Genomic DNA, 25,586 nt, shown 5'->3' on the forward strand with positions numbered 1-25,586 from the left:
GTTTCAATTATAAAAATTGCCGGGGCAGTTAAAACATCATAATAATTAGAATGCTGTTAAATGGTTACTAAAATTGTTTTTACTTCAAATGGCTTAAGAGAGGAGGATAGTTTGTTTCCTTGGACTGTGAGAACCGCCTGCTTCTCTTCTAACAGATTCGTTTCATTTGCAGAATGAACCGGCTTAACTAATTTTAGCTGCATTTCTTCTCTGCCTCCGCCCGATTCATACATTCTAAGGGTAATCCCCGTTCCATCTTCTGAGGTTTTCACTGTATCGAGAATGACATGCTTGGACTTGGTCTCGATAAATGAATGAGAACCTGGTAAATTCCCTTTATGAGAAGAAGAGCTGACGACAACGACAGGGTGATTCAATTCATATCCCCGTTTCACCACTTCCGCTTCTCTCCAATCACCTTCATGAGGTAAAAGCGAGTAGGTAAATTCGTGGTCCCCAAGGTCCGCCCCTGGGTCAGGCCATTTAGGTGCCCGCAGTAAAGAAAGGCGGAGTATGTTTTGTTTCACGTCATACCCATACTTGCAGTCGTTCAGCAAGCTGACCCCATAACCTGTTTCCGAAAGATCGGCAAAGCGATGACCACAAACTTCAAACTGGGCCTTTTCCCAGCTGGTATTGGTGTGGGTGGCTCTTTCCACCGATCCGAAAGGAATTTCAAACGTCGCTTTATTGCTAACAACATCAACAGGGAATGCTACTTTTAATAATTTATGCTGCTCTTGCCAATCGACTTTTGTTTGGAAATCAATTCTTTTACTATGATGGGATAGAATCATGTCTTGTTCGATAACGGAAGCTCCCAGCTCCCATTTAAAATGTATTACGTCCTTGGTCTCCCCTTTTTGAATAACCTGCTCCAAAAGAACAACACGCTCAGCAGGCTGCTCTTCAAATCCAGGGTCAATATCCCATGCATCCCAGAGTAGCGGGCGATCATGGAAGAGTTGAAACTGATTGCCAGCTGCTCCATAACTCAACACGTCCCTTTTGGCTTTTTTATCATACAGGCGGGAAATTTCTCCCTTTTCATTCCATTCCAGCAGATAAAATTCCGTTTCCCACTCACGTCTCGAATCAGTTATTTTTTCGCATACTTGTTTCCGTAAGTCCTTTAGCCAAACAATCGTATATCCCATTTCTGGAATACAGGGGACATGCACGCTTAATTCTACTTGACCATTATCAAGTATGTTTATCTCCGAAGAAAGCACTTCACCATCCTGATTAACCGCTCCCATCCCTCTTAATTGATGCCCGCCAATAAAATTGACAGTCTCAGACCTCGTCCAGGATAAACTATTAAAAATAAGGACTGGTAATCCGTCACCTTCAGTATTAATTTGCTTTTCTACTATATTCAAAGCTTTTAGTTTTACCTGTTCACCGTAATTAAAAATTTCCCTATAATCAGATTCAGACTTAACATATACTTCAGGAATCGATGAACCGGGAATTATATCATGAAATTGATTGAGAAGTAGTAGTTTCCATCCCTCTTCCAGTGATGCAGCAGGACTTGCACCGGCAAAATTAGCGGCTATCGTGCTCCAAATTTCTGCCTCCCGATAAAGAACCTCCGCCTTCCGGTTCCATTTTTTATTCCGGGCATGAGTCGTATATGTTCCACGATGCAGTTCTAAATACATATCTCCAACCCATGTTGGTAATTTAGGATTTTCCTTACGAATCCCATCAAAAAATTCGTGAGCAGTACTATTCACTACTGCCGGCAGACCAGGCAGGGAAGCGGATCGATCCACGTAGTCAATCATTTCTTGGGTAACTCCCCCACCGCCATCCCCATGCCCATAAAGCAGCATTTGTTTTGGATATTCCTTCTTTTGTTTAAAACTACTCCAATGATTCTCAATTTCTTTTGGATGTGTATATTCATTCAATCCATGATTTAAATAAGAAAGAATCCGCGTCCCATCGATGCCTTCCCAATAAAATAAATCGTAAGGAAATGGATTGGTATCATTCCAATTCATTTTAGTGGTCATAAAATAGTCTAGCCCGGCTTTCTTTAACAATTGCGGCAAAGAGGCACAATATCCGAATGTATCCGGAAGCCATTCAATTCTTGGTCGCTGCGCGAACTCCTCCTTATAAAATTTCATGCCATATAAGAGCTGGCGTACTAATGATTCGCCTGAGGGCATATTTAAATCAGGCTCTACCCACATACCCCCAACGACCTCCCAGCGCCCGTCTGCAATATGCTTTGTAACCCTCTGATAGATTTCAGGATAATATTCTTTGACAAAAGCATATGCTTGCGGTTGGCTCTGGGCATAGGTGAAATTTGGATTTTCATCAAGCAAAGTGCTCATGGTAGAAAAGGTTCGGCTGCACTTTCGAACTGCTTCCTTCACAGGCCAGAGCCAGGCTAAATCAATGTGGGACTGTCCGACCATTAACATCTGACCTTGTTTAGTTTCAGCTAAGCTGGAGAGCTTTTCCTTTAGGGTCTCTTCGATCTCTGCTACCCAAGAAGCATTCGTTAAGGCTTGCAGTTTTTCAAAATGAATCTCGTGGTACACCTCTGTCAACGCCTCAATGATTTTATATTTTTCCATGCTGTCTCCCGGCAGCAATCTGGCTGCTTCATGGTAACATTTCACCGTTGTCAAAAGGCTTTGTACAGCCGTATTCGGCAAAGCTAAACTCCCTTTAAAAAGTTCAAGGGGTGGCGGATCAAATTCTGCTGGTTCATTCTGATAATTTAACCCATCAAGTGCTTGAGCAGCAGGATTAAACAATTCGATTTTTATGTTTATTTTTTCCTTTGCGCGGATATCTTCCGGAAAAGGTACATAGCTTCTATTCCGGTCTATTCCGTGATAGGCCCGATCATCTAAGAAAACTAACCCCTCATGATTGGTCGGCCGCCCCTTCGCCCCGACCAAAAAGGTAAGACCAAATGGCCGTCTTCGCCATTCTGCCGGCAGGGACACTTCTTTTTCTAAAAACATCGTCTTTCCTGAGTCGATTAACCAGTCCCCTTCATTAATAAGGACGATTTCTTCAGATGTATAGTCATATTTTAATGGCTCTGAATAAAAACAACGGACGGCAGTCCAATCAGTGATCTGAATAGTTTGTAGCATTTGGTGCTGCTGTAAATACTGAATCAATCTCTGTATTTTTTGCAAACTAGGTCTCCCTCCAGGCAATCATTTTCAAACATAAAGGCTTTAAATCTCACTTCTAAAGCAATTCCCTGGCTGCTATTTCAATAAATCGTCAAATGACCTTCCGTTTTCAGGTAAAACATCAACGGGTGCCTAAGCACCCAAACTATCTCTGATGATAGCAATGGTGCCTGACACCCACGAATTAGATTAAGCTGCTTAATTTACGCCTCTTCCCAGAATCTCTTTACATTGTCCATGCCAATTTTGGTTCCAACCTGGCAATCTTCCATTCCCTCAAATTCAATCGTCAAGTATCCATCATATCCTGAGCCTTTTACTAGTTTGACAATTTCACGAATATTAATATCACCGTGACCAACAATGGCGCCGCGCAAATAGTTGTCATTTACGGTTCTAAACCACTCGCCGCCCCCTGGATTCTCAAAGTAAGGGCGAATATAAAAGTCTTTAAAGTGAACAGTTGCAGCGTATGGAATATTTTTCTTAACACCCACAAGCGGCGCCTCATCCGCACAAAGGAAATTCCCTACATCGACCGTGCTCTTAAAATTAGGACGGTTTACTGCATGAATGACACGCTGAACACGGTCGCTCGATTGCACATTGAAACCGTGGTTTTCAATGGTAGTGGTGATGCCGAATTGGGCTGCATAATCAGCAAGCAGCTGGCTTCCCCGCACCATTTCATCAAAATGCTCTTCAAAATAATGAATCGTCTGCTGCTCAGGCGGCAGCGTGAATGCGGTAACGTCATGGCGCATAATTTTAATGCCCATTCTGTTAACGATATCCACATGTGCTTTCAAGCGCTCAACCTCCGCTTCGAAGGCCTCCTCGTCCGGTTGAATGAAATTTGCCGGCAGTGAATAAGCAGATAATTCAATGCCAACTGATTTGGCTTTCTCCCGGATTTGGTCTGCTAATTCCGGCTGGTCGACAACGGTAAAACCATATGGGACAAGTTCGAGATGTTCTCCGCCATTGTCGGCAACCCATTGGACAACATCTAAAATGGTCAGTTTTCCTGCCTTCATATCTTTTAATAAACTGTAAGAACTAATTCCTAGTTTCATTGTTCGGTCTCCTTTAATCTCTTATTTTGGGCATTTCTATTCGTAACAACTAATTTATTATTAATCTATTAATTCCAGCTCAATTACTGTATCCATCTCATCCGGCAGCGCAGCCCCGGCTAAGTGAATAAATGCCCCGCTCTCAATATCGGAATACTGCTCTGCCATCCATGGAACTTCTACCTTCAATTCACTGCTGTCCGCAAGCAAACGTGCTTTCTTAATTTTGCCTTTTAAGCCTTGAAAGTAGATTGGCCCGATGCCGCGGTCAAACACATGTGCATATAAAAAGCGCCCTTTTTGGGTATAACGCCCCCATTCCGGTTTAGCCAGTGATGAGGCAGTACAGCCATAGATGCTGTCGCCGTTTTTATCCAGCCATTTTCCAACCTTAGCCAAAATGGCTAAGGACTGCTCTGGAATAACCCCTCTTGCATCCGGCCCCACATTAAGGAGAAAGTTGCCTCCCTTGCTGACACATTCTACCAGTGTGCGAACCACCTGTTTTGGAGATTTATAGTTTAAATCCCGTGAATGATAGCCCCAATGATCATTTAGTGTAATACACGCCTCCCAGGGAATCGGCTCACCGTTTTCATTCAGGATGCCTCCAACCGGGATAATCTGTTCTGGTGAGTAAAAATCGCCTGCATAGACCTCCGGCTCCGCGAGCTTAATATTGCCGCCAAGCCGATTATCGATTAGAACATCCGGCTGGATGGAACGAATCATTTCTACCAGCTTCGTTGCCTCCCATTTCTCCCCTGTCATATCGTCATAGGAAAAGTCAAACCAAAGAACATCAATCTTCCCGTAATTCGTTAAGAGCTCTTTGACTTGCCCGTGAAAATAACTTACATAGCGTGAAAAATCAGTTACCTCATCCTTAAACTCCTCATTGTCCCGCATTGGATGTTGACGGTCCCCGTATTTAGGAAAGTCCGAATGATACCAGTCAATGATGGAATAATAGAGTCCCACCTTTAATCCCTCTTCGCGGAAAGCCTCCACATATTCCTTAATGAGGTCGCGTCCAGCTGGTGTATTGGTCGCTTTGTAGTCTGTCAGCTTACTGTCAAACAAGCAGAAGCCGTCATGGTGTTTCGCTGTTAGGACAACATATTTTTGTCCTGCAGCCTTGGCCGCTTTTGCCCATTCTCTTGGGTTATATTTATCAGGATTGAATTCCTCAAAAAACGGCTGGTAATCTTCAATACTTAAACGCTCGAAACTACGCACCCATTCACCCCTGGCAGGGATTGAATAAAGCCCCCAATGGATAAATAATCCAAACCGGTCTTCCATAAACCACTTTACTCGTTCTTCTCTTGTCTTCACTTTGTCACTTCCCTTTTTAAATTAATTTCCACTTCATCCTCACGGTAGATTCCAACAATTTCTCCCGCTTTATCCGCGGCAAATAGGACACTGCGTTCTGACTCCAATAGAAATTCATATGTTTTCCCTGTCACTGGATCGGTGATCATAATTGTTGTATCAGCACCAAATTCGGAAACAAAGATAAATAGTTTGCCAGTTTCAAATTCTAATTTACGGCCATAGACTCCCGGCAGGTCACTATCATGCCAGATTAAATGCTCAGAAACGCCTGAGCGGACAAGCGCATGCTTGTATAATTCATATGTAGATGCGTTCCGTTCATTCAGCTCAATTGGAAGCGGCGACCATATAATCGTTCCCTTTCCGTAATCGAATTCCTTCACTGAAGAGATTCCTTTTTCTTCAATGCTGATTTCTTTTACTAACTCTGCAATTCTTGAACCGCCGAACGAAACAGATACAGCCGCCCCGGCAATCTCCAGTATCTCCTCACGCAAAACATTAACGCACTTCGTTGTCCCCGCAAACTCCTCTGCCCGATTGGTTTCATTCCAGTATTCATCGATGCTGAGCGGTCCTGTAAACAACAAAGTAACTTCATTATTTTTTACAAAAGAAAGCAATTCTTCTAAGGCATGCGAGCTAAAGTTATGTGGACTTGGCACCATCACAAGCTTCGGCGGAATCTCCGAAAGTCCTGAGAGATCATACTCGCCAAAGGCACGGAAGGGCTGATTAAGCTCAAATCCCAGTACTCTTGTCAGCTTGGAAGTGGCTTCAAATGCAAATCTTTTGGTTGAAAAATCATTCGAATACGGGAAAACAACGGCAATCTCCTCTAGTTCCCTGCCATGGAACAGATGACCAATCTCTTTCATGAAGCGGCCGAAATCATAGGAAACATTGGTTTCAGGCTTCTCGGTACCATCTGCCCGGAGTGCCCCGATATTGGATTCATTAATATTGTTCATGAAATAATTCGTATTCCATACCCACTGAACCGCACCTGCATTGCCTGCGGCAAAGGCATAAGCATATTTACGTTCAAGAATGTTACGAAGCTCTTCCTCGGAGCGTTTCGCCTGGGTATTCGGCTTTTCCACATACATAATCCCAGTTTCTTGAATCAAATTGGGCTTATCCAATGTCTTGGCAAAAACCCCATCCCATAAAAGCTGGTCCATCATCCACCACGAGTGATTGCTCGTATAATCAACCGACTTGCCATAAAATAACGGTGATGGGCGCTGTCCTGCCAATGCTTCATCCTGCCCGACTGTAACAAGCTGGTTAGGGGCCAGTTTGTTAATCGTTGATGTAAGCTCGTTCGTCCATTGATTAAGCTTATCCATCGTGTATAATGTATAATCCAGCCATTTCAGACCCTTATTCCCAAACGGAGTATTTTGACTCACAAGCGGCGGCCTGACACTTGAAAACGATGGCAGTTCAGACGGCGTCATATTCCAGCGTTCTTGAACGTGGGTAATATCGCCATGCCGGTTTTGCAGCCACTCCTGGTATTGACGAATATCAAAAGGGTCATGAAGTGTTCTCGGTCCAGCAAACGTTTGCTTGGGATGGAACATGGAAGGTTCATTAATCAAATCCCAATGAACATTCTTTGTTGCCTTATGGCGTGAAACAACGGAACCAATAAATCGTTTTTGTGCTGCGACGCTGCGAGGGTCGAGATACGGATTTTTCCCGTCCCATTCCTCAGGTGTAAAGGAGAAAAAGTTAAATGTCAGTTCAATGTCGTGTTTCTTCGCCGTTAAGATAAAGGCATCAATTGCCCTTAAAACACTCTCACTCATATGCCCGTCGACAAACATCATCTGCCGCCAAGCAGTCCATATGCCTGTCCGAACATAATTAATGCCCGCTTTCGCCATCGTGGTGAAATCTTGATCCCACACACTTGGATTGGGCAGGAACAAAAAGTACCTCGCTACGTCGGAAGTCATATAGGTCATGCCGACAATTGGAAACGGTTGATTATTTTTTAAGAAATAGTCCCTGCCGCAGGTAAGGTGTTCGCCGCTCTCAAGTAAGTCCCGGTCCATGAACCAAAAACCCTGATGTAAAACCCGTTCCTCCCCCTCCTGGCTCTCTAACCGGCATGTGAGTTCATACAATCCCGGTTGAAAATCGCGGACATTTAGGGAAAATTCATGATAATCTAATTCAGCTGTTACCGAAACATTCAACCTATGAGCCTCAAGGATGATGTCATCCTTTTTTACAATCAGCTCTGCGCTCCAGTCCGACTCTTCCTTTAATAATGACTGGGCTTGTAAGGTTATCATCGGTTTCTCACCATCGTAGTACGTGGCATAATTTGTTTTCAGCCAAAACTCGGTGACACCGGCGGCTGTATAATCTGCGAGCGTTTTCAAAAGTTGACGGCCTTTTTCACTCCAAAAGCCTGCGGTTAAAGACTGATTAATAAACACCCATCTACCGCCGGTAAATGTACCGCCATAGTTCTCAATTAACACAGCAGGGGCTGCCACTTCCCGCCCGCTCTTGGAAATACCCTTTAATAACGGATAAATCCTTGCATCCATCGGTCCACATGAACCCATTTCCGCTTCAATTGAAGAAGTTTTTGTAGGGTGCATAATAAAATTGGCTGTATCCCCAATGGAAAACAGCTCCTCATATCGATGAAAAACAGGAATATCTGGATTTGCGGCTAATGTTCCAATCGGCTTTTGATCTACCTTTAAAACCTCATGGATATTAAGCTCCATATGGTAGGCAGTTTGCTCGCGTTCAGGGGCCCAGGACCCATTGACTAGGTTACAAGGCTTGCGGAAAGGTGCAGTCCCTGCGAATACAAATCCCTTGCCTGTTTGTAAAAATGAGTAAATCGCACCCCATGCATTTTTTGGAAAATAGGAACCGTGCAAATGAATAAAACATTGCACATCTAAATTCTCTAAAACTGTCCCCAATTCCTCAGCATTTACAACAAACGCCTGCTCCCTAAGTTGTTGTATTATTTCAATCGGCGGTCTTTGTCCCTCAAATGGGAAGGTTTCGTCATAAAAAATGATTGCTTTAGATGTCAAGATTTGGTCTCCTTTCAAGAAAGCTTTTTCATCATCATCCCTAGCAAATAAAGGTTTCTTTACTAATAAAAAAGAAAGACCCGTATCTATTGCAGTCATATTTAGTGACAACTCTCAACACGGGTCTAATCTAAAAAAAAGAACATGCTCTTTTATTCCATCGGTCGTATGCTTTATGGTCAATCTCTACTAAACTATCCGATCATCCACGCCTGATTTTGTTGTTAGAAAATTATAAAATGTTACCAATAACACAAAAATAACATGGAAATTAGTTGCTGTCAATCATAGTTATGCCATATATTTATAGTAATGAATCTTTTTAAAAAGGAGAAATTACATGGTCACTATTTATGACATCGCAAAAAAGGCAAATGTCTCTCCTATGACCGTTTCAAGAGTAGTGAATAATTCAGGGAAAATTAGTGAAAAAACAAGAGAGAAAGTCGAAAAGATTATTAAAGAGCTAAATTATATCCCCAATAATGCTGCCAGGAGCCTAACGCTTAAACAATCAAAAATCTTATCCTTGCTAATTACCGATATAACCAACCCTTTTTATACAAAAGTGGCACGGGGCGCTGAAGATAAAGCAAAGCAGATGGGGTACCGGTTACTTTTAAGCAATAGCGATGAAAGCCTTGAAAAGGAATCAGAGTATGTTGATATGCTTATTTCATCAGGTGTTGATGGTGTACTTATGGCGCCGGCAGGAGATGAATCAAAAAAAAATCTTAAAACCCTGATAAAAAATAAAATACCGTTCGTATTAATCGACCGGCAGGTAAATGGGATTGACTGTGATTTAGTCATTGGTGACAGTTACCATGGGACAAGGCAGCTATTAGAACATTTAATTAAACAAGGCCATTCAAAAATTGCCCTTATCAATGGACCAGCTAATATTTCAACAGCACGCGAAAGGGAAAAGGCGTATTTTGAAATTTTACGCTTAGCTGGTATCGAAGCCAATAAACAACTGACTTCCAATATTTCCTATAGGCAAAATGATTCCCATAAGGTTGTTAAAAATCTTATCTCCCTGCCAGAGTCTAAAAGGCCGACAGCAATTTTTGCTGCAAACAATTTTATTGCGATTAATACGATAAAAAGTCTGCGTCAATTAAATGTTCGAGTGCCGGAAGACATGGCGGTTGTTTGCTTTGATGATCCCGATCCAATTCCGGATTTTAACCCGTTTCTAACACTTGCCGCACAGCCTGCTTACAATTTCGGGTATATGGGTATTCAGTTATTAATTGAACGAGTCGAAGGAAATGGTCCGGCGGAAAAACAAAGAGTTATCCTCCCGCCCGAAATCATTATCCGTAATTCTTCAATGAGAAAATAATGATAAAAGGGTCTGACCTCATAAGCATAATGAGATCAAACCCTTTTTCACACAAATCTCCATTTAGATAGGTTTAAGTCAATTTAAAGACATAGGCAATCGGAGCCATCTCCCCATCTTCCAATCTTGGAACCTTAACCGTAATTCCGGCATCAGTCTGTTCAAATTCAACGAACCCTTTTCCTCCGAGCATTTCCACTTGATTAACCTTTTGGGTATATGGAATCTTCAGAGATTCTTCATAAGAATAATCAGCCTCATTCTTAAATAATCGGAAACAATAAGCAGTGTCTCCTTTAGATGTAAAAGCGAAATCTTCTGTGAAGTAAGGGGCGCAGATACGTGTTCCGTAAATGGCCTCACCATAATCCTTTAACCATTCACCGAGTTCCCTCATCCTTTCAATGGCCACTCTTGGCAGGCGCCCATCAGGCTGTGGCGCCACATTAAGAGCAAGGTTGCCGCCTTTAGCTACAACTTCAACCAATATATTTACAAGTTCCCGTGTGGACTTATAGTCATCTTCATATCTAAAAGAAAAAGCTGTGCCCATCGTGATACAGCTCTCCCAAGGTACATGCAGAGCCCTATCAGGGATGGTCTGTTCAGGTGTAACATAATTTTCAAACGGACCACCAATTGTTCTATCAGCTGTCAACAGCCATGGCTGTAATTTACGGGCTTTTTCCACGACTTCTCCCAGACGGATATCCTGTTTTCCTTTACCTACCCAGCCGGCATCCAGCCACAAAATATCAATCTTTCCGTAATTGGACATCAGCTCCATAATTTGATTATGGGCGAAATTTACAAACTGATCCCACAGCCATGGATATTCTTCAGGGTCATAGGACGGGCCGCGCCACATTTCTCTGCCCCTTTCCATTCCCGGGGCCCAATAATAATCTGTATTCCAATCTGCTTTAGAGAAGTAGGCAGCAATCCCCAGCCCTTTTTGGCGGAAGGCATGGAAAACATGCTTGCAAATATCCGCATATTTATTGGTATGGAACGGGCACTCCGGACCTGTAATTCGATACTCAGTCTCCTTTGTATCCCACATGCTAAAGCCATCATGATGTTTCGTGGTAAAAATTAAATATTTAAAGCCATTTTCAGCAGCCAAATCTGCCCAAACTTCAGGCTGAAACCGCAGGGGGTTAAAGGTTTTGTTTAGCTCGAAGTATTGCCGTTTAAATTCCTCTGCATCATCTATCCAGTCAATATCGTTCCGTGACCATTCTGCGTCCTTATCACTTAATGCCCATGATTCTACTAATCCTAATTGAGAATACGGTCCCCAGTGCATCATTAGTGCAAGCTTTTGGTCCTGAAACCACTCTAAGCGCTCCAATAGAAGCGGATTTTCTGGTTTCACCCAATCTTTTTCAGAACTGTAGTTATGCACACCTTCCGTAACTTCCTTTTCTTTAATTTCATTTGCCACAGAATCATCTCCTTTTACAATTGAACCGGGAACAAAAAAGAGAAGAGCAATCCCTTCCCCTTTTCGTTTAGATCAATGAAAGTGAATTATTTTTTGTATTTTTCATTGTAAGCATTTTGATAGATTTGCAGGTAATCTTTTATGCCAGCACCCTCTAAATTCTTGATATACTCTTTCCATGACTTATCATTCAATTTTGTCTTTCCGGTAATAAACGAAGCTGTCATTTCATCAATATAATTATCGATTGATTGTTCAAGAGTAGCTAATTTGTTTGAGTCCTCCTCACTAAAGAATAGACGCGGAACCGGCTGGATTGTTTTTGAAATGTATGGTACATGTTGTTCTGTTGCCTTCCATAAAAGCTGTTCCTGGTCACCCTCAGGTACTGCCTGTCCAGCACGGAATTCATTTGTTCTTAGAGAAGGTCCCGTTTGGTTCCAACTTATATTATTATTAACATTGTTTGGATCTTGCTCTTTTAGTGTCCATTTAGCTGGTTTGCCATCTAAACCAACTTCCCCATCTTTTGCATCCATGAACTGACCCATTCCAAAAACAGAATTGATTGTAATTTCCTGATCATACATCGCATCTGCCCATCTAAAGGCAACATCAGGATGCTTGGCTTTATTCGTTATGATAAACTCAGCCGGACGGGTAACTGGAGATGGTTCATACAGCGTAATTTGTTGGCCATTTGGACCTTTTAAAGGCGGTACAGCGATATAATCCTTAGCTCTTCCCTTATCTGATACATCTACAAAAAATGAAGGAACCGATGATGCTGCAGCACCTAAAATTGGAATGTCTGGATTTTCACCCAGCTTTTTAAATTGGTCTGGGTCCTGTGTAAAGGAACCAGAATAAATTAAACCTGCCTTGTACATTTTATTTAAATACTTTAAGCCATCTCTCCATTCAGGCTTATCCCAAGGAACGACAATTTTCCCATCTTCAATATATTTATCACTATAGATAAAAGGATTCATCAGAAATCCCGCAATTTCTTCATGCCAATAGCTCTTCATACCTGAAAGCGGAATCTCATCAGCCTTTCCATTGCCATTTGGGTCCTGTGTTTTGAATGCCGTCATCACATTGTAAAATTCTTCTGTGGTAGTTGGGACATCAAGCCCAAGCTTGTCCAACCATGGTTTATAAATCCACATTTTTTGAGACGTAGTACAGTGAAAACATTCATTTACTTGCGGCAAGGCATAAATATGGCCATCTGGAGTTTTTACAGCATCTTCAACTAAAGGCATTTCGTTAAACATTTTCTTCGTTTGAACACCATACTTTTCAATCAAATCATTTAGCTTTAGAAAGACGCCCTTCTCCCCATATACGCGCAATTGCGCCGGTTTAAGCCCCATATCCATAATGACATCCGGATATTCACCGCTGGCCAGCATCAGATTTAACTTTTCCATAGCCCCTTCCTCAGGAAGAACCTCCCACTTAATATGTACACCTGTTTTTTCCTCGTACCATTTTGTAAACTCATTGGTTTTAAAGTCTTTTACTCCAGTGTTCGAATGTGTAAGGACCGTTAGGGTTTCTTTTTTCTTTACAATTGGAAATGTTCCTGCTTCCGTGACAATGTCTTTAGCTGGTTTCGTTTCCTTTTTGGTATTGGAAGCACTATCCGAGCAGCCAACCAATAACATTAACATTGCTGTTACTAATGACAATAGCACATTAAATTTTCTTTTCATGGTTTCATCCCCTTTAGTAGAGTTTTATAGAAATTACCTTTTGCTTTAAGAAATGTTATTGTTTCAATAAACCCTATCCCCCCTCTCATTGGAAACAAAATGAGACCTGCTTAGCTATCCTTTTAGAGACCCAATCATGACGCCTTTTACAAAGTACTTTTGGACGAAAGGATAGGCAATTAAAACCGGAAGGGAAGATACAACAATAAGTGAGTATTTTAACAACTGCTGTAAGCCAATCTTATTGGCCAATTGTGTTGCATCACCAAGCATAGCAGGGTCAACACTGTTTTGAACAAGAATGTCCCTTAAAATGAGCTGCAGCGGGAATAAGCTGGCATCACGCAAGTATATCAATGCACCGAAATAAGAATTCCAATGCCCGACTGCATAAAAAAGAGAAATAACTGCAATGATTGGTGCTGAAAGCGGTAACACAATTTTCAGTAAAAATTTAAAATCATTGCACCCATCAAGTTGAGCTGATTCCAACAATTCATTTGGAATAGTAGCTCTAAAGAAACTCATCGTAATAATGACATTGAACACTGACAAGGCACTCGGAATAATAAGGGCCCAGCGGGTATTCACTAAACCTAAATCGCTTACAAGAAGATAAGTTGGAATCAATCCGCCATTAAACATCATCGTGAAGACAAACAGGAACATAAAGAATCCGCGCCCATAAAAGTCTTTTCGTGACAGCGGGTATGCCGCAAGGATAGTCAAGATAACATTCACTGTTGTTCCAACAATCATATAAAACAAGGAGTTTCCATATCCCAGCCAAATTTTGCTGTATTCAAAGATTGTCTTATAACCTAACAAACTGAAATCTACCGGAAATAACCAAACCTGTCCGCTTGCTACAGCCTTTGTTGAACTTAAGGATGCGCTAACGACATAAATAAGCGGATACAAAACGGAAAGGACAAGGAGTGATAGGAAAATATAATTGCACACTGTAAATATGCGGTCACCTCTTGTCTCGGCAATTTTTATGTTCATAAGAATCCTCCTTTTTTAATAGTTTTACCATAGTCCATCCTGTCCGACCTTCTTTGCCAATTTGTTGGATGCAATAATCAGGATAAAAGCTACCAAGGATTTAAAGAGTCCAATAGCGGCAGCATATGAATATTGCGGCAGCGCCGAGACAAGTCCGACATTGTACACATAGGTATCAATAACTTGAGATGATGAAATATTTAAAGGGTTTTGCATTAATAAGACTTTTTCAAAACCGGTATCAAGAAAGCTTCCCATGTTAAGAATAAGAACCAATACAGCCGTCTGCATAATACCTGGTATATCAATATGCCAGATTCTGCGGATCTTTGAAGCACCGTCCACGATGGCGGCTTCGTGCAATTCAGGACTGATTCCTGTCAATGCCGCCAAGTAGATAATGCAGCCAAAACCAACATTTTGCCAGATTCCGCTAAGAACATATATTGATTTAAAATAACCGGCTTCACCCATAAAGTTAATTTCCTCTTTAACCCCAAACAGAGATAGAATACTATTTAATGGACCCCTTGGATCTAAAATCATAAAAATAATCCCAACCATAACGACAACCGATATAAAGTGGGGAGCATATGTAATTAACTGAGCTGCTTTCTTAAATCTCTTAGAGTAAACATAGTTGAGACTTAATGCTAATAAAATCGGCAGCGGGAATCCTGCAATCAAACTATAGAGACTTAATAATAAGGTGTTTTTCAATACCCTGACAAAATCGTATGACTCAAAGAACTTTTTAAAATGCTCAAACCCTACCCATGGACTTCCACCAATTCCTAATACAGGGTCAAAGTTTTTAAACGCGATAGAAGCCCCATACATTGGATAGTACTGGAAAACCAAAATATACGTCAGCGGCAGAATAAAGAGGACATATAGCTGCCAGCTTTTTTTAATTTTTGTTAAAAAACTTTTCTTGTTTTTCAGCTTGACTTCAGAAATAGTCGTTTTATCCGCAACTACCCTAGTAACATTCAATGACTAACACTCCCTCTTATTTTAAATTTCTAGAAAAATGTTACCGATAACAGACATAAATGCAAATACTCAATTAAATGTCGAATCCATAGACTTATTCATGTTTGTACCAGATTGTAAGTATGCTGTTTGTTTCATTTGAATTTTATTAAAAGTACGCATTCCAATCCACATCACTGGAAAGGCTGCGATGGTTGATCCGGTGAAGAATAATAAAACCGGGAGATAAAGAAAAAGATAATATAAAACTACTAAACTTATTAACATGAAGAGCGCTTCAAAAGGACGGGCGAAGACCATTAATAAGCTTTGTTTCATATAGTTTAGTTTCGACAAGTTGAGATGAACATAAACGGGGAGCAAAAAGAGTCCCATGAGTATGTATAGAAATCCTGCAACGGATGTGAAGACACGAAGAATGGTTACGTCTAATTCGGTATTTAAAATGTGAAGGTCAAAATATAGAAATAAACCTATTAAGAAATAAAAGAGACCTATTAGATTTGTTTCTACAAAATAGGACTTATAGGAGTCTAAAAACGTGCCAAAAATCGAAACATCATTCTCCTTCATAAGCCATTTTCGAATAACGGTAAAAACGGATACTGTGGCTGGCATCACGCCAAATATGATTAAACCGGCAAGGGTAAATACGACCCATAAAAAATGCAGATACATGGCCTTTGCTAGTAAATCACCTACACCATACAATACCTTCCCTAAGGCATTCAAAGAATCACCCCCAAGAATTTAACTGCTTAATTTTAGCATTGGGCATATAGACAAGTATTCACTAATATCGACAGCCACAATATGACTTTAAAATAACGCTTTCATTTAAATGGTATAAAATGTTATCGGTAATTCAATTGTAACAATCAGGAATATATTCGTCAATAATTTTTTGATATTATAAAATTTTTAGAATTTAACAAATAAAAAAAGGCTGATAATTTTCTCAGCCTTTTTTATCACATTTTTGAGCGCTGATCAGCACTGCTATTTATTCAAAAAAAGATTTCTTTGCCGTTTCACTAGATTCATAAATCCCACAAAGAATCTTGATCAATTCACACCATCTTCGATGAGTAAATTTATGTAAAATCTAAAGTAGCAACGATTGGGAAGTGATCACTAGGAAAACGGCCATCCGGACAATCTGCAATGATTCCAACAGAGTCTACTTTGATACTGCCGCGGACAAGAATCCAATCAATTCGATCACTTCCACCATTTGGGTCACAGTAATCATTGAAGGTGCCTTTTTCTTCATTAAGCCTTTTATTTGTCATAAACCAAGTATCTGAAAGTGCCCCTTCTTTTGTAAGGATGGTATAGGGCTTGGACAGGTGCTCGGCATTAAAGTCACCCGTTAAAATAACTGGCAGGTTTTCATCTATCTGCCCGATTGTCTGAAGAAGTAAATGCGCACTTTTTTCCCTTGCCACTGAAGATTCATGATCAAAATGGGTATTGAAATGATAGAATAATTGATTGTTCTTTCTGTCCATAAACTTTACCCACGTGACAATCCTAGTGACCACATGTCCCCAGGTTACGGAAGCGACTCTTTCAGGAGTATCCGACAACCAAAAATGACCTGATTCTAAAACATGGAAACGGTCCTTTTTGTAGAAAATGGCCGCGTATTCGCCTTCACAGCCGCCTTCTCTTCCTAGTCCAACCCAATCGTAATCCGGTAGCATCTCCAGCATATCCGTCACTTGATTATACAAGCACTCCTGGGTCCCAATCAGATCAGGTGAATTTTGTTGAAGTAAGTCCCTTACCATTCCTTTTCGCTCCGCCCAAGAATTGGGTGTTACATCATAAGCATTTTTCAAATTATAAGACATAACCAGTAATTGATCTTTCATTGTCATTCCCCCTTATAGCTAATAGCCTATATTGAGATAAAGGCTCACGTAAATATGTTTTTCATGTCCTAGTAAATCTTACTATGCATACACCCTTTTCGGCCGCCTTTTATCGCTATGTAATTTTTGCTCTAAATATGTTTATGATGACTTAAAGCATAGTACAAATGAGGAAAATTGGCTGAAACCAGGCATCCGTTTAAGCCATAAGATAAAAAAACGCGTTAGAATTCCTATAGGAATTCTAACGCGTTTTTAGTACATTGCTAAAAGCAGCATTCAAAGATACTGCCGCATATTAATACTATGCTTCTGTCAGTGCTTGGTGGGCTAGCAAAAGAGACCCTGTAATTCCTGCATCATCTTTTAGCCCTGGACTTACAATATATTCCGATAACTCTGGCAGGGAAACATAATCATTAAGCATCTCCTGTAAGTACTTATAAACATAAGAGAACACCTGCTTCTGATTCATTACGCCGCCACCAAGAATGATCCGTTTTGGCGAAAGGATTAGAATATACTGCATGAGCGCTTGCGCAATATAGTAGCCTTCTAATTCCCATACATCCTGTCTGTCCACTAAGTTGATCCCTTTTGTCCCCCAGCGTTCTTCGATTGCTGGACCCGCTGCAAGACCCTCTAAACAATCTCCATGATAAGGACATTTACCTTGGTACGGATCATTTGGATGACGCCTAACCAGGATATGGCCCATTTCCGGATGGGATAGTCCCTGTAGAAGCTTACCTTGAACCACAGCTCCTGCGCCAATTCCCGTACCGACAGTTATGTACAAGCAGCTGTCCAAACCTTTTGCAGCGCCGTGGGTTGCCTCCCCTAAAGCCGCTGCATTTACATCAGTATTGAAACCAATCGGTACCGAAAAGGCATCTTTCATTGCTTGAACAAACGGAAAGTTCTTCCATGCCAATTTAGGTGTAGATGTAATCATACCATATGAAGGGCTTTCCAGATTTACATCAACAGGACCAAATGAACCGATTCCTATTGCATCCAGCTCATATTTTTTAAAAAAAGCAATGACCTCTGCCATCGTTTCCTCAGGCACAGTAGTTGGAATCTTAACTCGATCAATAATATTGCCTTTCTCATCTCCAACCGCACAAACAAATTTTGTTCCTCCGGCTTCAATCGCACCTAACATTCTCAGCTTCCTCCATATCGTAATTAGTAACTAATGACATCTCCGCAAGAAATGAAACAAGGCGCCAACTAAGTTTGCATCATTATCAAATTGGCAGGCTTCGACTTCAATATGTAATGTTGAGATATCGTCCTTCAATAAACCTAATTCCTGATTGATTCCCTCAATCACCTCTGGCCGCTTGCTAATTCCTCCGCCAATAAGAATTTTCTCAGGGTCGAGAGCATATTTCAAATTATAAACTCCAATAGCTATTTTTTTATAAAATTGAGCAATACATTCTTGGGCAATGTTATCCCCTGCTTTTGCCATACGGAATACTTCTTCACCATCCAGCGACCCTTGTGCCAATGATTTTTTCACTTCAACCTCTCTCACAAGGGCATTAGTAGAGGCAGACTTACTCCAGGTGGATTGCAATGGGTCTCGAGTTGTTTTTCCAGACCCACCCATAATCATGTAGCCAAACTCTCCGCCGTGAAGGACAGCCCCGCGTAAAATGGTGTGATTCATGACAATGCTTCCGCCTATCCCCGTCCCGATGACAATACAAATGTAGTAATCTGCTCCTTTCGCTGCACCTAACCAGCCTTCTGCCAAAGCGGCGCAGTTGGCATCGTTTTCAATCGATACTTGAAGACCGGTCCTTTCTCTTAGAAGGTCGGTCATAGGAACCCCATGTATATAAGGAATAGCACTGGCCCCGCCAATAAACCCGGTTTTCACATCGACTGCACCAGGTGAACTCAATGCAACGCCTTGAAGATCATAGGAATTCTTAAAATGGTCGACTAATTCGTTAATATTCTCCAAAAAACTGTCTAAACCTTCATGAGGGGTTGGAAATTTCCCGCTCACAAGCTTCTTTGCTGCTTGATCCATAACGGCATACTTTATAAATGTGCCGCCAATATCGAATACCATATAGGCTTTCATCAGAATCCCCTTACTGAAAAAGTTTTAAAAACCGTTGTTGTCAGACAGCTTTTTATACCATCTGCCTGATTTCTTAATCGTTCTTTTGAAATTATTTTTCAAATCCACTTCTACTAAACCATAGCGGTTTTTATAGGCATTTGCCCAAGACCAATTATCCATGAATGTCCAAAGGTGATAACCAAGGCAATTGGCTCCCTCTTTTAGACCTTTATGCACCCATTTCAGATGTTCCTGAATAAATTCAATCCGGTAATCATCCTCAATAAATCCTTCTGTATTTCGGAATTTTTCTTCTCCTTCTACACCCATTCCATTTTCAGAGATAAAGAACGGGATATTGCCATAATGATCACGAATATCAATCATAATGTCATAGATGACTTCCTCACAAATTTCCCAGCCACGGTGTGGATTGATTTTACGGCCCGGCATAATATATGGGTCAAAAAGATGTTCCGGCATAAACGGAGCTCCAGCCGGCACCTGCTCTTCCTTTGCTTTGACACGACGGGGCTGGTAGTAGTTCACCCCTAAAATATCAATTGGATTGTTACGGATGACCTCTAAATCCCCGGGTTCCACTGCTGGAAGCAGTTCTCTTTCTTTTAAAATCTCGACTAGGTCCTTTGGATATTCACCTTTTGTTACAGGGTCTAGGAAGCTGCGGTTAAAGAATAAATCAGCTATATGGGCTGCCTTGACATCCTTTGGCTCCTGACTTCTTGGATAGGATGGTGTTAAGTTCAGGATAATACCGATCTTTCCATCTATATTTAATTTTTTGAAGACCTCTACCGCTTTTGCATGGGCAACAATGGTATTGTGGGCCACCTGCGCCCCGCGCTTGAAATCTACGACTTTAGGATAATGCAAATTATATAGATAACTTGCTTCTACCGGAACAATCGGTTCATTAAACGTAAACCAATATTTTACACGGTCACCAAAAAGTTGAAAGCAGTTTTTCGCAAAGTTCACATAGGCATCGACGACTTCCCGGCATTCCCAGCCGCCTTTTTCCTGCATGCACATCGGCATATCGAAATGATAGAGATTCATAAATGGTTCAATATCATTGGCAATCAGTTCATCAATCACACCATTGTAAAAATCAACTGCCTTCGGATTGACTTCCCCGACACCATCTGGAATCAACCGCGACCATTGAATCGAGGTTCGGAATGAATTATGGCCCGTTTCCTTCATTAACTGGATATCTTGTTTATAGCGATGATAGAAATCAGAGGTATGCTCCGGTCCTACTTGATTATGAAAACTCTCTGGTTCGATGCTGTACCAATAGTCGTAGATGTTTGGTTTTTTTCCATCACAATTTGCGGCACCTTCTGTTTGCGGACCTGATGCTGCACTGCCCCACCAGAAGTTTTTTGGAAATGGATAAGTAAGTTGATCCTCATGCGGTATTTTGTCCATAAATCATCACTGTCTCCCTTTATTATATTTTTCTCCACTCGCTTGGTGTTGCACCAACCGTTTTCTTAAACTGTTTATAAAAGTAAGTCGTATCGGAATAACCAACCTTTTTACCAATTTCCCCTGCACGATAATGGGTTGTTTTTAGCAATTCCTTTGCCTTTTCCAAACGATAGCGATTTAGGTACTCGGAAAAGACAACCCCTAACTCCTTTTGGAACAGTTGACCTAAATAAATGGCATTGACATGGAACTGCTGGCCTAATGTTTTTAACGAAATCCCTTGATCATAATGTGCATGAATATAATCAAGAACGTTCTGGACAATAGGACTGCGCTTATTTGTCTGCTGATGAATAGAAAGCAGTAACTCACGGCAGTATTCCTTCAATATCTCTTTCAGCTGATCGATGTCATGGCTATAAACCATTCTTTCCACAGAAGCTGTATAATAGGAAAGATCGTCCGGCTGAAGTGAATAATGGATATAAGAGATGAAATCAAACGTATATTTTCTGGCAACCTGAGGCGATATATATTTGGAACGTTTCATTAAATCCTCGAAGAACAAATCGATAACGTCCAGCGAATTTTCATCTGCCTGCAAAAGTTTCTTAACAATACTTTCCTTTAACTCTTGCTGCTTCTTTATTTCTTCCTGCTTATCCACCATGAAACGCTCTGAAATAAGAATATTTGGTTGTGAATATAGTTGAAGTAAACTATACTCTCTCGCAATAGAAAAACTCTCTTCAAATTCATCAATTGTCATAACGGGTTTTCCCATCGTTAAATAAAATAAACCCGCACCGCTTCCCTCAGTTTTTAGATAGTCGGCAAGACTTTGGTTGTTTACAAATAATTCCTCTTCACTTGTGGCTCCAAAAATCATCAATAACTCTTGATTTGGAGTATTGAGACAGGCTGCTGAATAATGGTCTTCAATATAGTTCCTAATTTCCTTTGTTATTTCCGCATTGTGGGAATTTTCAAAGCTTAAAATAGAAACATTAAAAAACGGCTTATCAAACTGGACATTGTATAAAGATAACCTTTCAAGACAATCATTTTTATCAATCTCACCATTTAAAAACCGCCAAAGTGTATTATCCTTAAGTGTGGATGGCTCTTGTACCTGATCTTCGCCCATCATGGCATTCAGTTTTTGAGCAACATTTTTGATAGTCGTAATTAATTCATCCTCATCCACAGGCTTCACTAAATAGTTTTCAATTCCTAATAACAACCCTTGTTTAATAAACTCAAACTCTTGGTAGCCAGTTAACACAATACTTTTAACCTTTGGCTGGACTTCTTTCGTTTCTTTAATTAACTCTAAACCAGTCATTTCACCCATTAATAAATCGGTAATAAGCAGGTCAATAGGGTTTTCTTTTAGATAGTGGAGTGCCTCTTCCCCGCTCTCCGCTGTTGCCACAATTTCAAACCCATAGTCTTCCCAATCTAATAATGCCTGGAGACCCATTGTAATTAGTGATTCATCATCGACAAGAAGTACTTTATACATGAGCAGTTCCTCTTACAGGAATCGATAGTGTCACAATCGTTCCTTTTTCCTTTGTACTTTGCAGTGTTAGACCAAACGGATCCCCGTATTTCAGTTTTAATCGTTGATGAATATTTCTTAACCCGATAGATCGCATTTCCTCACCCTCTTCACGATTGATATGCTGGATAATCCTTGCAAGTTCCTCTTCTGTCATTCCCTTGCCATTATCCTCTACACTGATTTCTACTTTGTCTCCGCGGAGAACGGCACAAATAGTTAACTCATTATCAGACCGTTCCTTTTTAAAACCATGCACAAAATAATTTTCAACAATCGGCTGTAAAATGAGCTTCTGCACAAGTGTTTTTTCAACATCACTAGGGATGTCAAAGTGTACATGCAATTTATTCGGATATTTATATTGCATCAATGTCAAATACTGATTCACATACTCCATTTCCGTATATAAAGGGACCGTATCTTTTGCCTCTAACGAATAACGAAATAGTTTAGATAAGTGAAAGATCATTTTACTAGAGGTCTTTGATCCCTCCATAACAGCGACCATTCGAATCGCTTCAAGCGTATTGAATAAAAAATGCGGATCAATTTGTGCTTGAAGTGCTTTTAATTCTGCTTGCTGCTGTTTTAAATTTAACAGGTAAAATTCTTCAATATAACTATTCAATTCATCTAACATCGAATTGATATTCACCGCAATCTTAGATAATTCATCCTCCCGTTTGGATTTTGGAATCCTAGCATCCAAATTCCCCTTCTCAACCTGGCGGATAATTGACACAATCCTGTTAATTCGCTTTGAATAATTGTAGGTAAAAGAATAAGAGATTAGAATCGATATCACAATAAGGAAAATAATGACGGCCCACATTGTTCCCCTGACAATCGTGAGCTTCTGCATCCCCCTATCGGGAATCACACTTACGTACGTATAATCTCCTTTGTTTGCGATCGTATTTATATAAAAATGGTCATTGTTCCACTTTATTTTCGTTTCATTTGTTTCCGGATTGATCTGTTTTACCATTTCTAAAGGAACATCACTCTTGTTTACTGAATAAATGATTTTCCCATCAGCATCCATTAAAAAAAAGGAAGCTGGTGTAGTTTCATGCTTTTTAATGATTTTGTCTAAGCGGTTAGTAGAGTAAAAAATCGTAACTTCGCCCATCTTTTTTAATGTTCCAGGATTATTTAAAATAATCTTTTTAGTAATTGTATCTTTTAGTGTTCTATCATTTTCCTGGCTTACTTCAGGAAGCCTTGGTAATTTTTCTGAGAGAAGTGAGCTTGAACTCGTTGAATTCTCTATGATGCTTTTATCCCATCGTAATTGGTTGTAAATTAGCATATATTCGATAGAGGAGTTTTCTACCGAACGCAAACTAATCGCATTAATATCTTCATCTTGGCCAAAATAGGCAGTGAAGTACGTATCAATATTATTCGGAATAGACGAGTGGCTTTCCGAGAATTTATCTAACCGATATTCTAAGTATTTCTCATATCCGTTATGGAGAGCGAAGGTAACATCATCAATCACATCTCCTTTTGTATAAAACCCTCGTTTTGCCCGATTAATATCTGCATCTTTCGTGGAAAAGTAATCTTCTACTCTTTCCATTGTTCTTGTATTAATATTAACTTCCTTTTGAATGATCACATCGGAGTAATAATTGGTTATGGTAACAATTAAGATAATCACGGTTACGATAATCGTCAGTGAAGAAATAAGAAATAGTTTATTAAAAATGTTTTGTTTAAAACGTTCTTTTCCTCTGATATCCATTTTACCGTCCCTAATGATTCTATTATTTTCTTTATTCTAACAATAAATAAGATGAAATAAAATCAAGCTGAGTGTAATTTGCTCAGCTTGATTTTATTGGCCGATAGGAAAGTAAAACTTTCCTATCAGGCATAAGTGCAACTACGCCTCTGTCTTCGCCCTAACGTGCTCGCCAGTCGCCGAGTTTTCTTTGATTATTATTTTTGTGTCTTTTTCCAATCATCAAATTGCTTTTGAATTTCTTTTAAGACTTTATCAAGGCCAGCTTCTTTTAACTTCTTATTGAATTTTGGAAGATAGCTTTCTGGGTCAACAGAACCGGTTGCTAATGCAGGATAGAATTCTTTTGAGATATTCGTAATCGCTGCAAGCTCAGATCTTACTGGGTCACTATTAAAGTGAAAACCAAGTGTTGGGGCCGCTGTAGCTGACTCGTTAAACTCCTTGAATTTTTCCCACTTATCTTTCGGATCGTTTTTGTATAGATATAGGATAAAGTGGTTTCCTAAAGAATAAGTTGGCAAATTATAGCGGTCGATACGTGCTGGTAAATCTTCAATCGTTCCATCACTATTCTTTTTGTAGTGAACGCCTTCAATCCCTTTATCCACTAGGTTACGGAGATATTCATCCGTGTTAAGCAGGGTTAAAAATTCCATTGCTTTCTTAGGATTCTTGGATGTTGCTGAGATCGCCTGAATAGAGCCTGATACAGAATCATTAATCGTTACTGGCTGTTCAGCAGGAACAGAAACAACATCATACTTCGCTGAGCGAGACCATAATAAATCAGCATATGGCTGAGAATCACCCATGCGGACAAACCAGTTTTCTACGTCCATTGGCCAGCTGTCTTTACTTGTTGCAGCATCTTCTTTAAGATATCCAGCCTTATAATAAGAATGCATTGTTTTATATGTTTGCATAGCTACATCAGTTGCAAATGGGTTCACAACATGGTCTCTATCGCCTTCAAATGGAATGCCAAATGGCATTTCGCCATTAAAGATATAATCAAATGGCAGGTAAGCCTTAAATGTTGCCATTGGGGTAATCTTAGGCTCTTTTTCTTTAATAACCTTCAACATTGGTTCAAGATCTTCTAATGTTTTTACTTTTGTAATATCAAAATGATATTTGTCAACAAGGCGCTTATTGAATGTATAAACACTTTGTCTTGCTGCCTCTTTATTAGTAGGAACACCGTAAGTCTTACCGTCAATCTTAATTCCTTCTAATAACGCTGGGTCAATCGTTTGTTTTAACGCTTTACCTTCATTGTTTAACATGTCATCAATAGCATAGAAAGCACCTTTTTGGGCATTTTGAACATAATCCGTTCCATTTGTGAAAATAATATCAAATGGTTCACCAGAGTTAATCATTACCTGAGATTTTTGTGCCCAATCGCCCCAATCAATTTGGGTCATTTTGACTGTTGCATTGATTTTTTTCTTTAGATACTTGTTAACCTCAGCAAATACTTTGTCTGTATCCTTTTGCGGTGTGCCGACGGTATACCATTTTATTTCATATGGTTGTCCATTTTTACCGCTCTTTTCTGCTGCAGAATCCTCTTTACTGCTGCAGGCAGAAAGAATGGTTCCAATAGACAGGACTAATGCTAGTAAAATACCTAACTTCTTCTTCATTCA

17 protein-coding genes are annotated in these 25,586 nt (G+C 40.2%); 1 reads left to right on the forward strand and 16 read right to left on the reverse strand.

Annotated elements, in window-relative coordinates:
* Positions 1-56: 56 nt before the first annotated feature.
* From IE222_RS07035 to IE222_RS07050, 4 genes are all read right to left on the reverse strand, one after another.
* Positions 57-3,176 carry an alpha-mannosidase gene (locus IE222_RS07035; protein ID WP_191271157.1) on the reverse strand — a complete coding sequence of 1,040 codons (3,120 nt, stop codon included), beginning with the start codon at positions 3,174-3,176 and terminating at the stop codon, positions 57-59.
* A 203-nt stretch (positions 3,177-3,379) separates the two neighbouring features.
* Positions 3,380-4,252: a sugar phosphate isomerase/epimerase family protein gene (locus IE222_RS07040; protein ID WP_191271159.1), complete on the reverse strand. Its 873-nt coding sequence runs from the start codon at positions 4,250-4,252 to the stop codon at positions 3,380-3,382.
* 60 nt (positions 4,253-4,312) lie between these two features.
* Positions 4,313-5,590, reverse strand: a complete 1,278-nt coding sequence (locus IE222_RS07045) for an alpha-L-fucosidase (protein WP_191271161.1) — start codon at positions 5,588-5,590, stop codon at positions 4,313-4,315.
* The gene (locus tag IE222_RS07050; protein ID WP_191271163.1) at positions 5,587-8,670 is read right to left on the reverse strand and encodes a beta-galactosidase; all 3,084 of its coding nucleotides are present in this window, start codon (positions 8,668-8,670) and stop codon (positions 5,587-5,589) included. Before IE222_RS07050 ends, IE222_RS07045 begins: the two co-directional genes overlap by 4 nt.
* A 340-nt stretch (positions 8,671-9,010) precedes the next feature.
* Between IE222_RS07050 and IE222_RS07055 the strand changes: the two genes are divergently transcribed.
* Entirely contained in the window at positions 9,011-10,021 is a 1,011-nt protein-coding gene (locus IE222_RS07055; protein WP_191271165.1) for a LacI family DNA-binding transcriptional regulator, read from the forward strand.
* Between the two features lie 73 nt (positions 10,022-10,094).
* On the opposite strand, the gene IE222_RS07060 is transcribed toward IE222_RS07055, so the two are convergent.
* The 12 genes from IE222_RS07060 to IE222_RS07115 form a co-directional block, all read right to left on the reverse strand.
* On the reverse strand, positions 10,095-11,468 hold the full coding sequence (locus IE222_RS07060; RefSeq protein ID WP_223282606.1) for an alpha-L-fucosidase: 1,374 nt from the start codon (positions 11,466-11,468) through the stop codon (positions 10,095-10,097).
* 86 nt (positions 11,469-11,554) lie between these two features.
* The gene (locus tag IE222_RS07065; RefSeq protein ID WP_191271167.1) at positions 11,555-13,189 is read right to left on the reverse strand and encodes an extracellular solute-binding protein; all 1,635 of its coding nucleotides are present in this window, start codon (positions 13,187-13,189) and stop codon (positions 11,555-11,557) included.
* A gap of 114 nt (positions 13,190-13,303) precedes the next feature.
* Entirely contained in the window at positions 13,304-14,197 is an 894-nt protein-coding gene (locus IE222_RS07070) for a carbohydrate ABC transporter permease (RefSeq protein WP_191271169.1), read from the reverse strand.
* A gap of 24 nt (positions 14,198-14,221) precedes the next feature.
* Entirely contained in the window at positions 14,222-15,193 is a 972-nt protein-coding gene (locus IE222_RS07075; protein ID WP_223282607.1) for an ABC transporter permease, read from the reverse strand.
* A 69-nt stretch (positions 15,194-15,262) separates the two neighbouring features.
* On the reverse strand, positions 15,263-15,925 hold the full coding sequence (locus IE222_RS07080; RefSeq protein ID WP_191271171.1) for a YesL family protein: 663 nt from the start codon (positions 15,923-15,925) through the stop codon (positions 15,263-15,265).
* A gap of 362 nt (positions 15,926-16,287) precedes the next feature.
* On the reverse strand, positions 16,288-17,070 hold the full coding sequence (locus IE222_RS07085) for an endonuclease/exonuclease/phosphatase family protein (protein WP_191271173.1): 783 nt from the start codon (positions 17,068-17,070) through the stop codon (positions 16,288-16,290).
* Positions 17,071-17,374: 304 nt separating this feature from the next.
* A complete protein-coding gene (locus IE222_RS07090; RefSeq protein ID WP_191271175.1) occupies positions 17,375-18,238 on the reverse strand; it encodes an ROK family protein in 864 nt (287 codons plus the stop codon).
* A gap of 30 nt (positions 18,239-18,268) precedes the next feature.
* On the reverse strand, positions 18,269-19,174 hold the full coding sequence (locus tag IE222_RS07095) for an ROK family protein (RefSeq protein WP_191271177.1): 906 nt from the start codon (positions 19,172-19,174) through the stop codon (positions 18,269-18,271).
* Between the two features lie 24 nt (positions 19,175-19,198).
* Positions 19,199-20,611 carry a glycoside hydrolase family 1 protein gene (gene gmuD, locus IE222_RS07100; RefSeq protein ID WP_223282608.1) on the reverse strand — a complete coding sequence of 471 codons (1,413 nt, stop codon included), beginning with the start codon at positions 20,609-20,611 and terminating at the stop codon, positions 19,199-19,201.
* 22 nt (positions 20,612-20,633) lie between these two features.
* Positions 20,634-22,139 carry a response regulator transcription factor gene (locus tag IE222_RS07105; RefSeq protein ID WP_191271179.1) on the reverse strand — a complete coding sequence of 502 codons (1,506 nt, stop codon included), beginning with the start codon at positions 22,137-22,139 and terminating at the stop codon, positions 20,634-20,636.
* Positions 22,132-23,931: a sensor histidine kinase gene (locus IE222_RS07110; protein ID WP_191271181.1), complete on the reverse strand. Its 1,800-nt coding sequence runs from the start codon at positions 23,929-23,931 to the stop codon at positions 22,132-22,134. The genes IE222_RS07105 and IE222_RS07110 overlap by 8 nt, the downstream gene beginning before the upstream one ends.
* A 197-nt stretch (positions 23,932-24,128) precedes the next feature.
* Entirely contained in the window at positions 24,129-25,583 is a 1,455-nt protein-coding gene (locus IE222_RS07115; protein ID WP_191271183.1) for an ABC transporter substrate-binding protein, read from the reverse strand.
* Positions 25,584-25,586: the final 3 nt, after the last annotated feature.

The organism is Neobacillus kokaensis, assembly GCF_014656545.1.
GTDB lineage: Bacteria > Bacillota > Bacilli > Bacillales > Cytobacillaceae > Neobacillus > Neobacillus kokaensis.

Coding starts and splice junctions, on each gene's coding strand:
- IE222_RS07070 (WP_191271169.1), bottom strand. CDS start 14,197: ATGAACATAAAAATTGCCGAGACAAGAGGTGACCGCATATTTACAGTG.
- IE222_RS07110 (WP_191271181.1), bottom strand. CDS start 23,931: ATGGATATCAGAGGAAAAGAACGTTTTAAACAAAACATTTTTAATAAA.
- IE222_RS07085 (WP_191271173.1), bottom strand. CDS start 17,070: ATGAAAGATCAATTACTGGTTATGTCTTATAATTTGAAAAATGCTTAT.
- IE222_RS07040 (WP_191271159.1), bottom strand. CDS start 4,252: ATGAAACTAGGAATTAGTTCTTACAGTTTATTAAAAGATATGAAGGCA.
- IE222_RS07105 (WP_191271179.1), bottom strand. CDS start 22,139: ATGTATAAAGTACTTCTTGTCGATGATGAATCACTAATTACAATGGGT.
- IE222_RS07055 (WP_191271165.1), top strand. CDS start 9,011: ATGGTCACTATTTATGACATCGCAAAAAAGGCAAATGTCTCTCCTATG.
- IE222_RS07095 (WP_191271177.1), bottom strand. CDS start 19,174: ATGAAAGCCTATATGGTATTCGATATTGGCGGCACATTTATAAAGTAT.
- IE222_RS07090 (WP_191271175.1), bottom strand. CDS start 18,238: ATGTTAGGTGCGATTGAAGCCGGAGGAACAAAATTTGTTTGTGCGGTT.
- gmuD (WP_223282608.1), bottom strand. CDS start 20,611: ATGGACAAAATACCGCATGAGGATCAACTTACTTATCCATTTCCAAAA.
- IE222_RS07065 (WP_191271167.1), bottom strand. CDS start 13,189: ATGAAAAGAAAATTTAATGTGCTATTGTCATTAGTAACAGCAATGTTA.
- IE222_RS07115 (WP_191271183.1), bottom strand. CDS start 25,583: ATGAAGAAGAAGTTAGGTATTTTACTAGCATTAGTCCTGTCTATTGGA.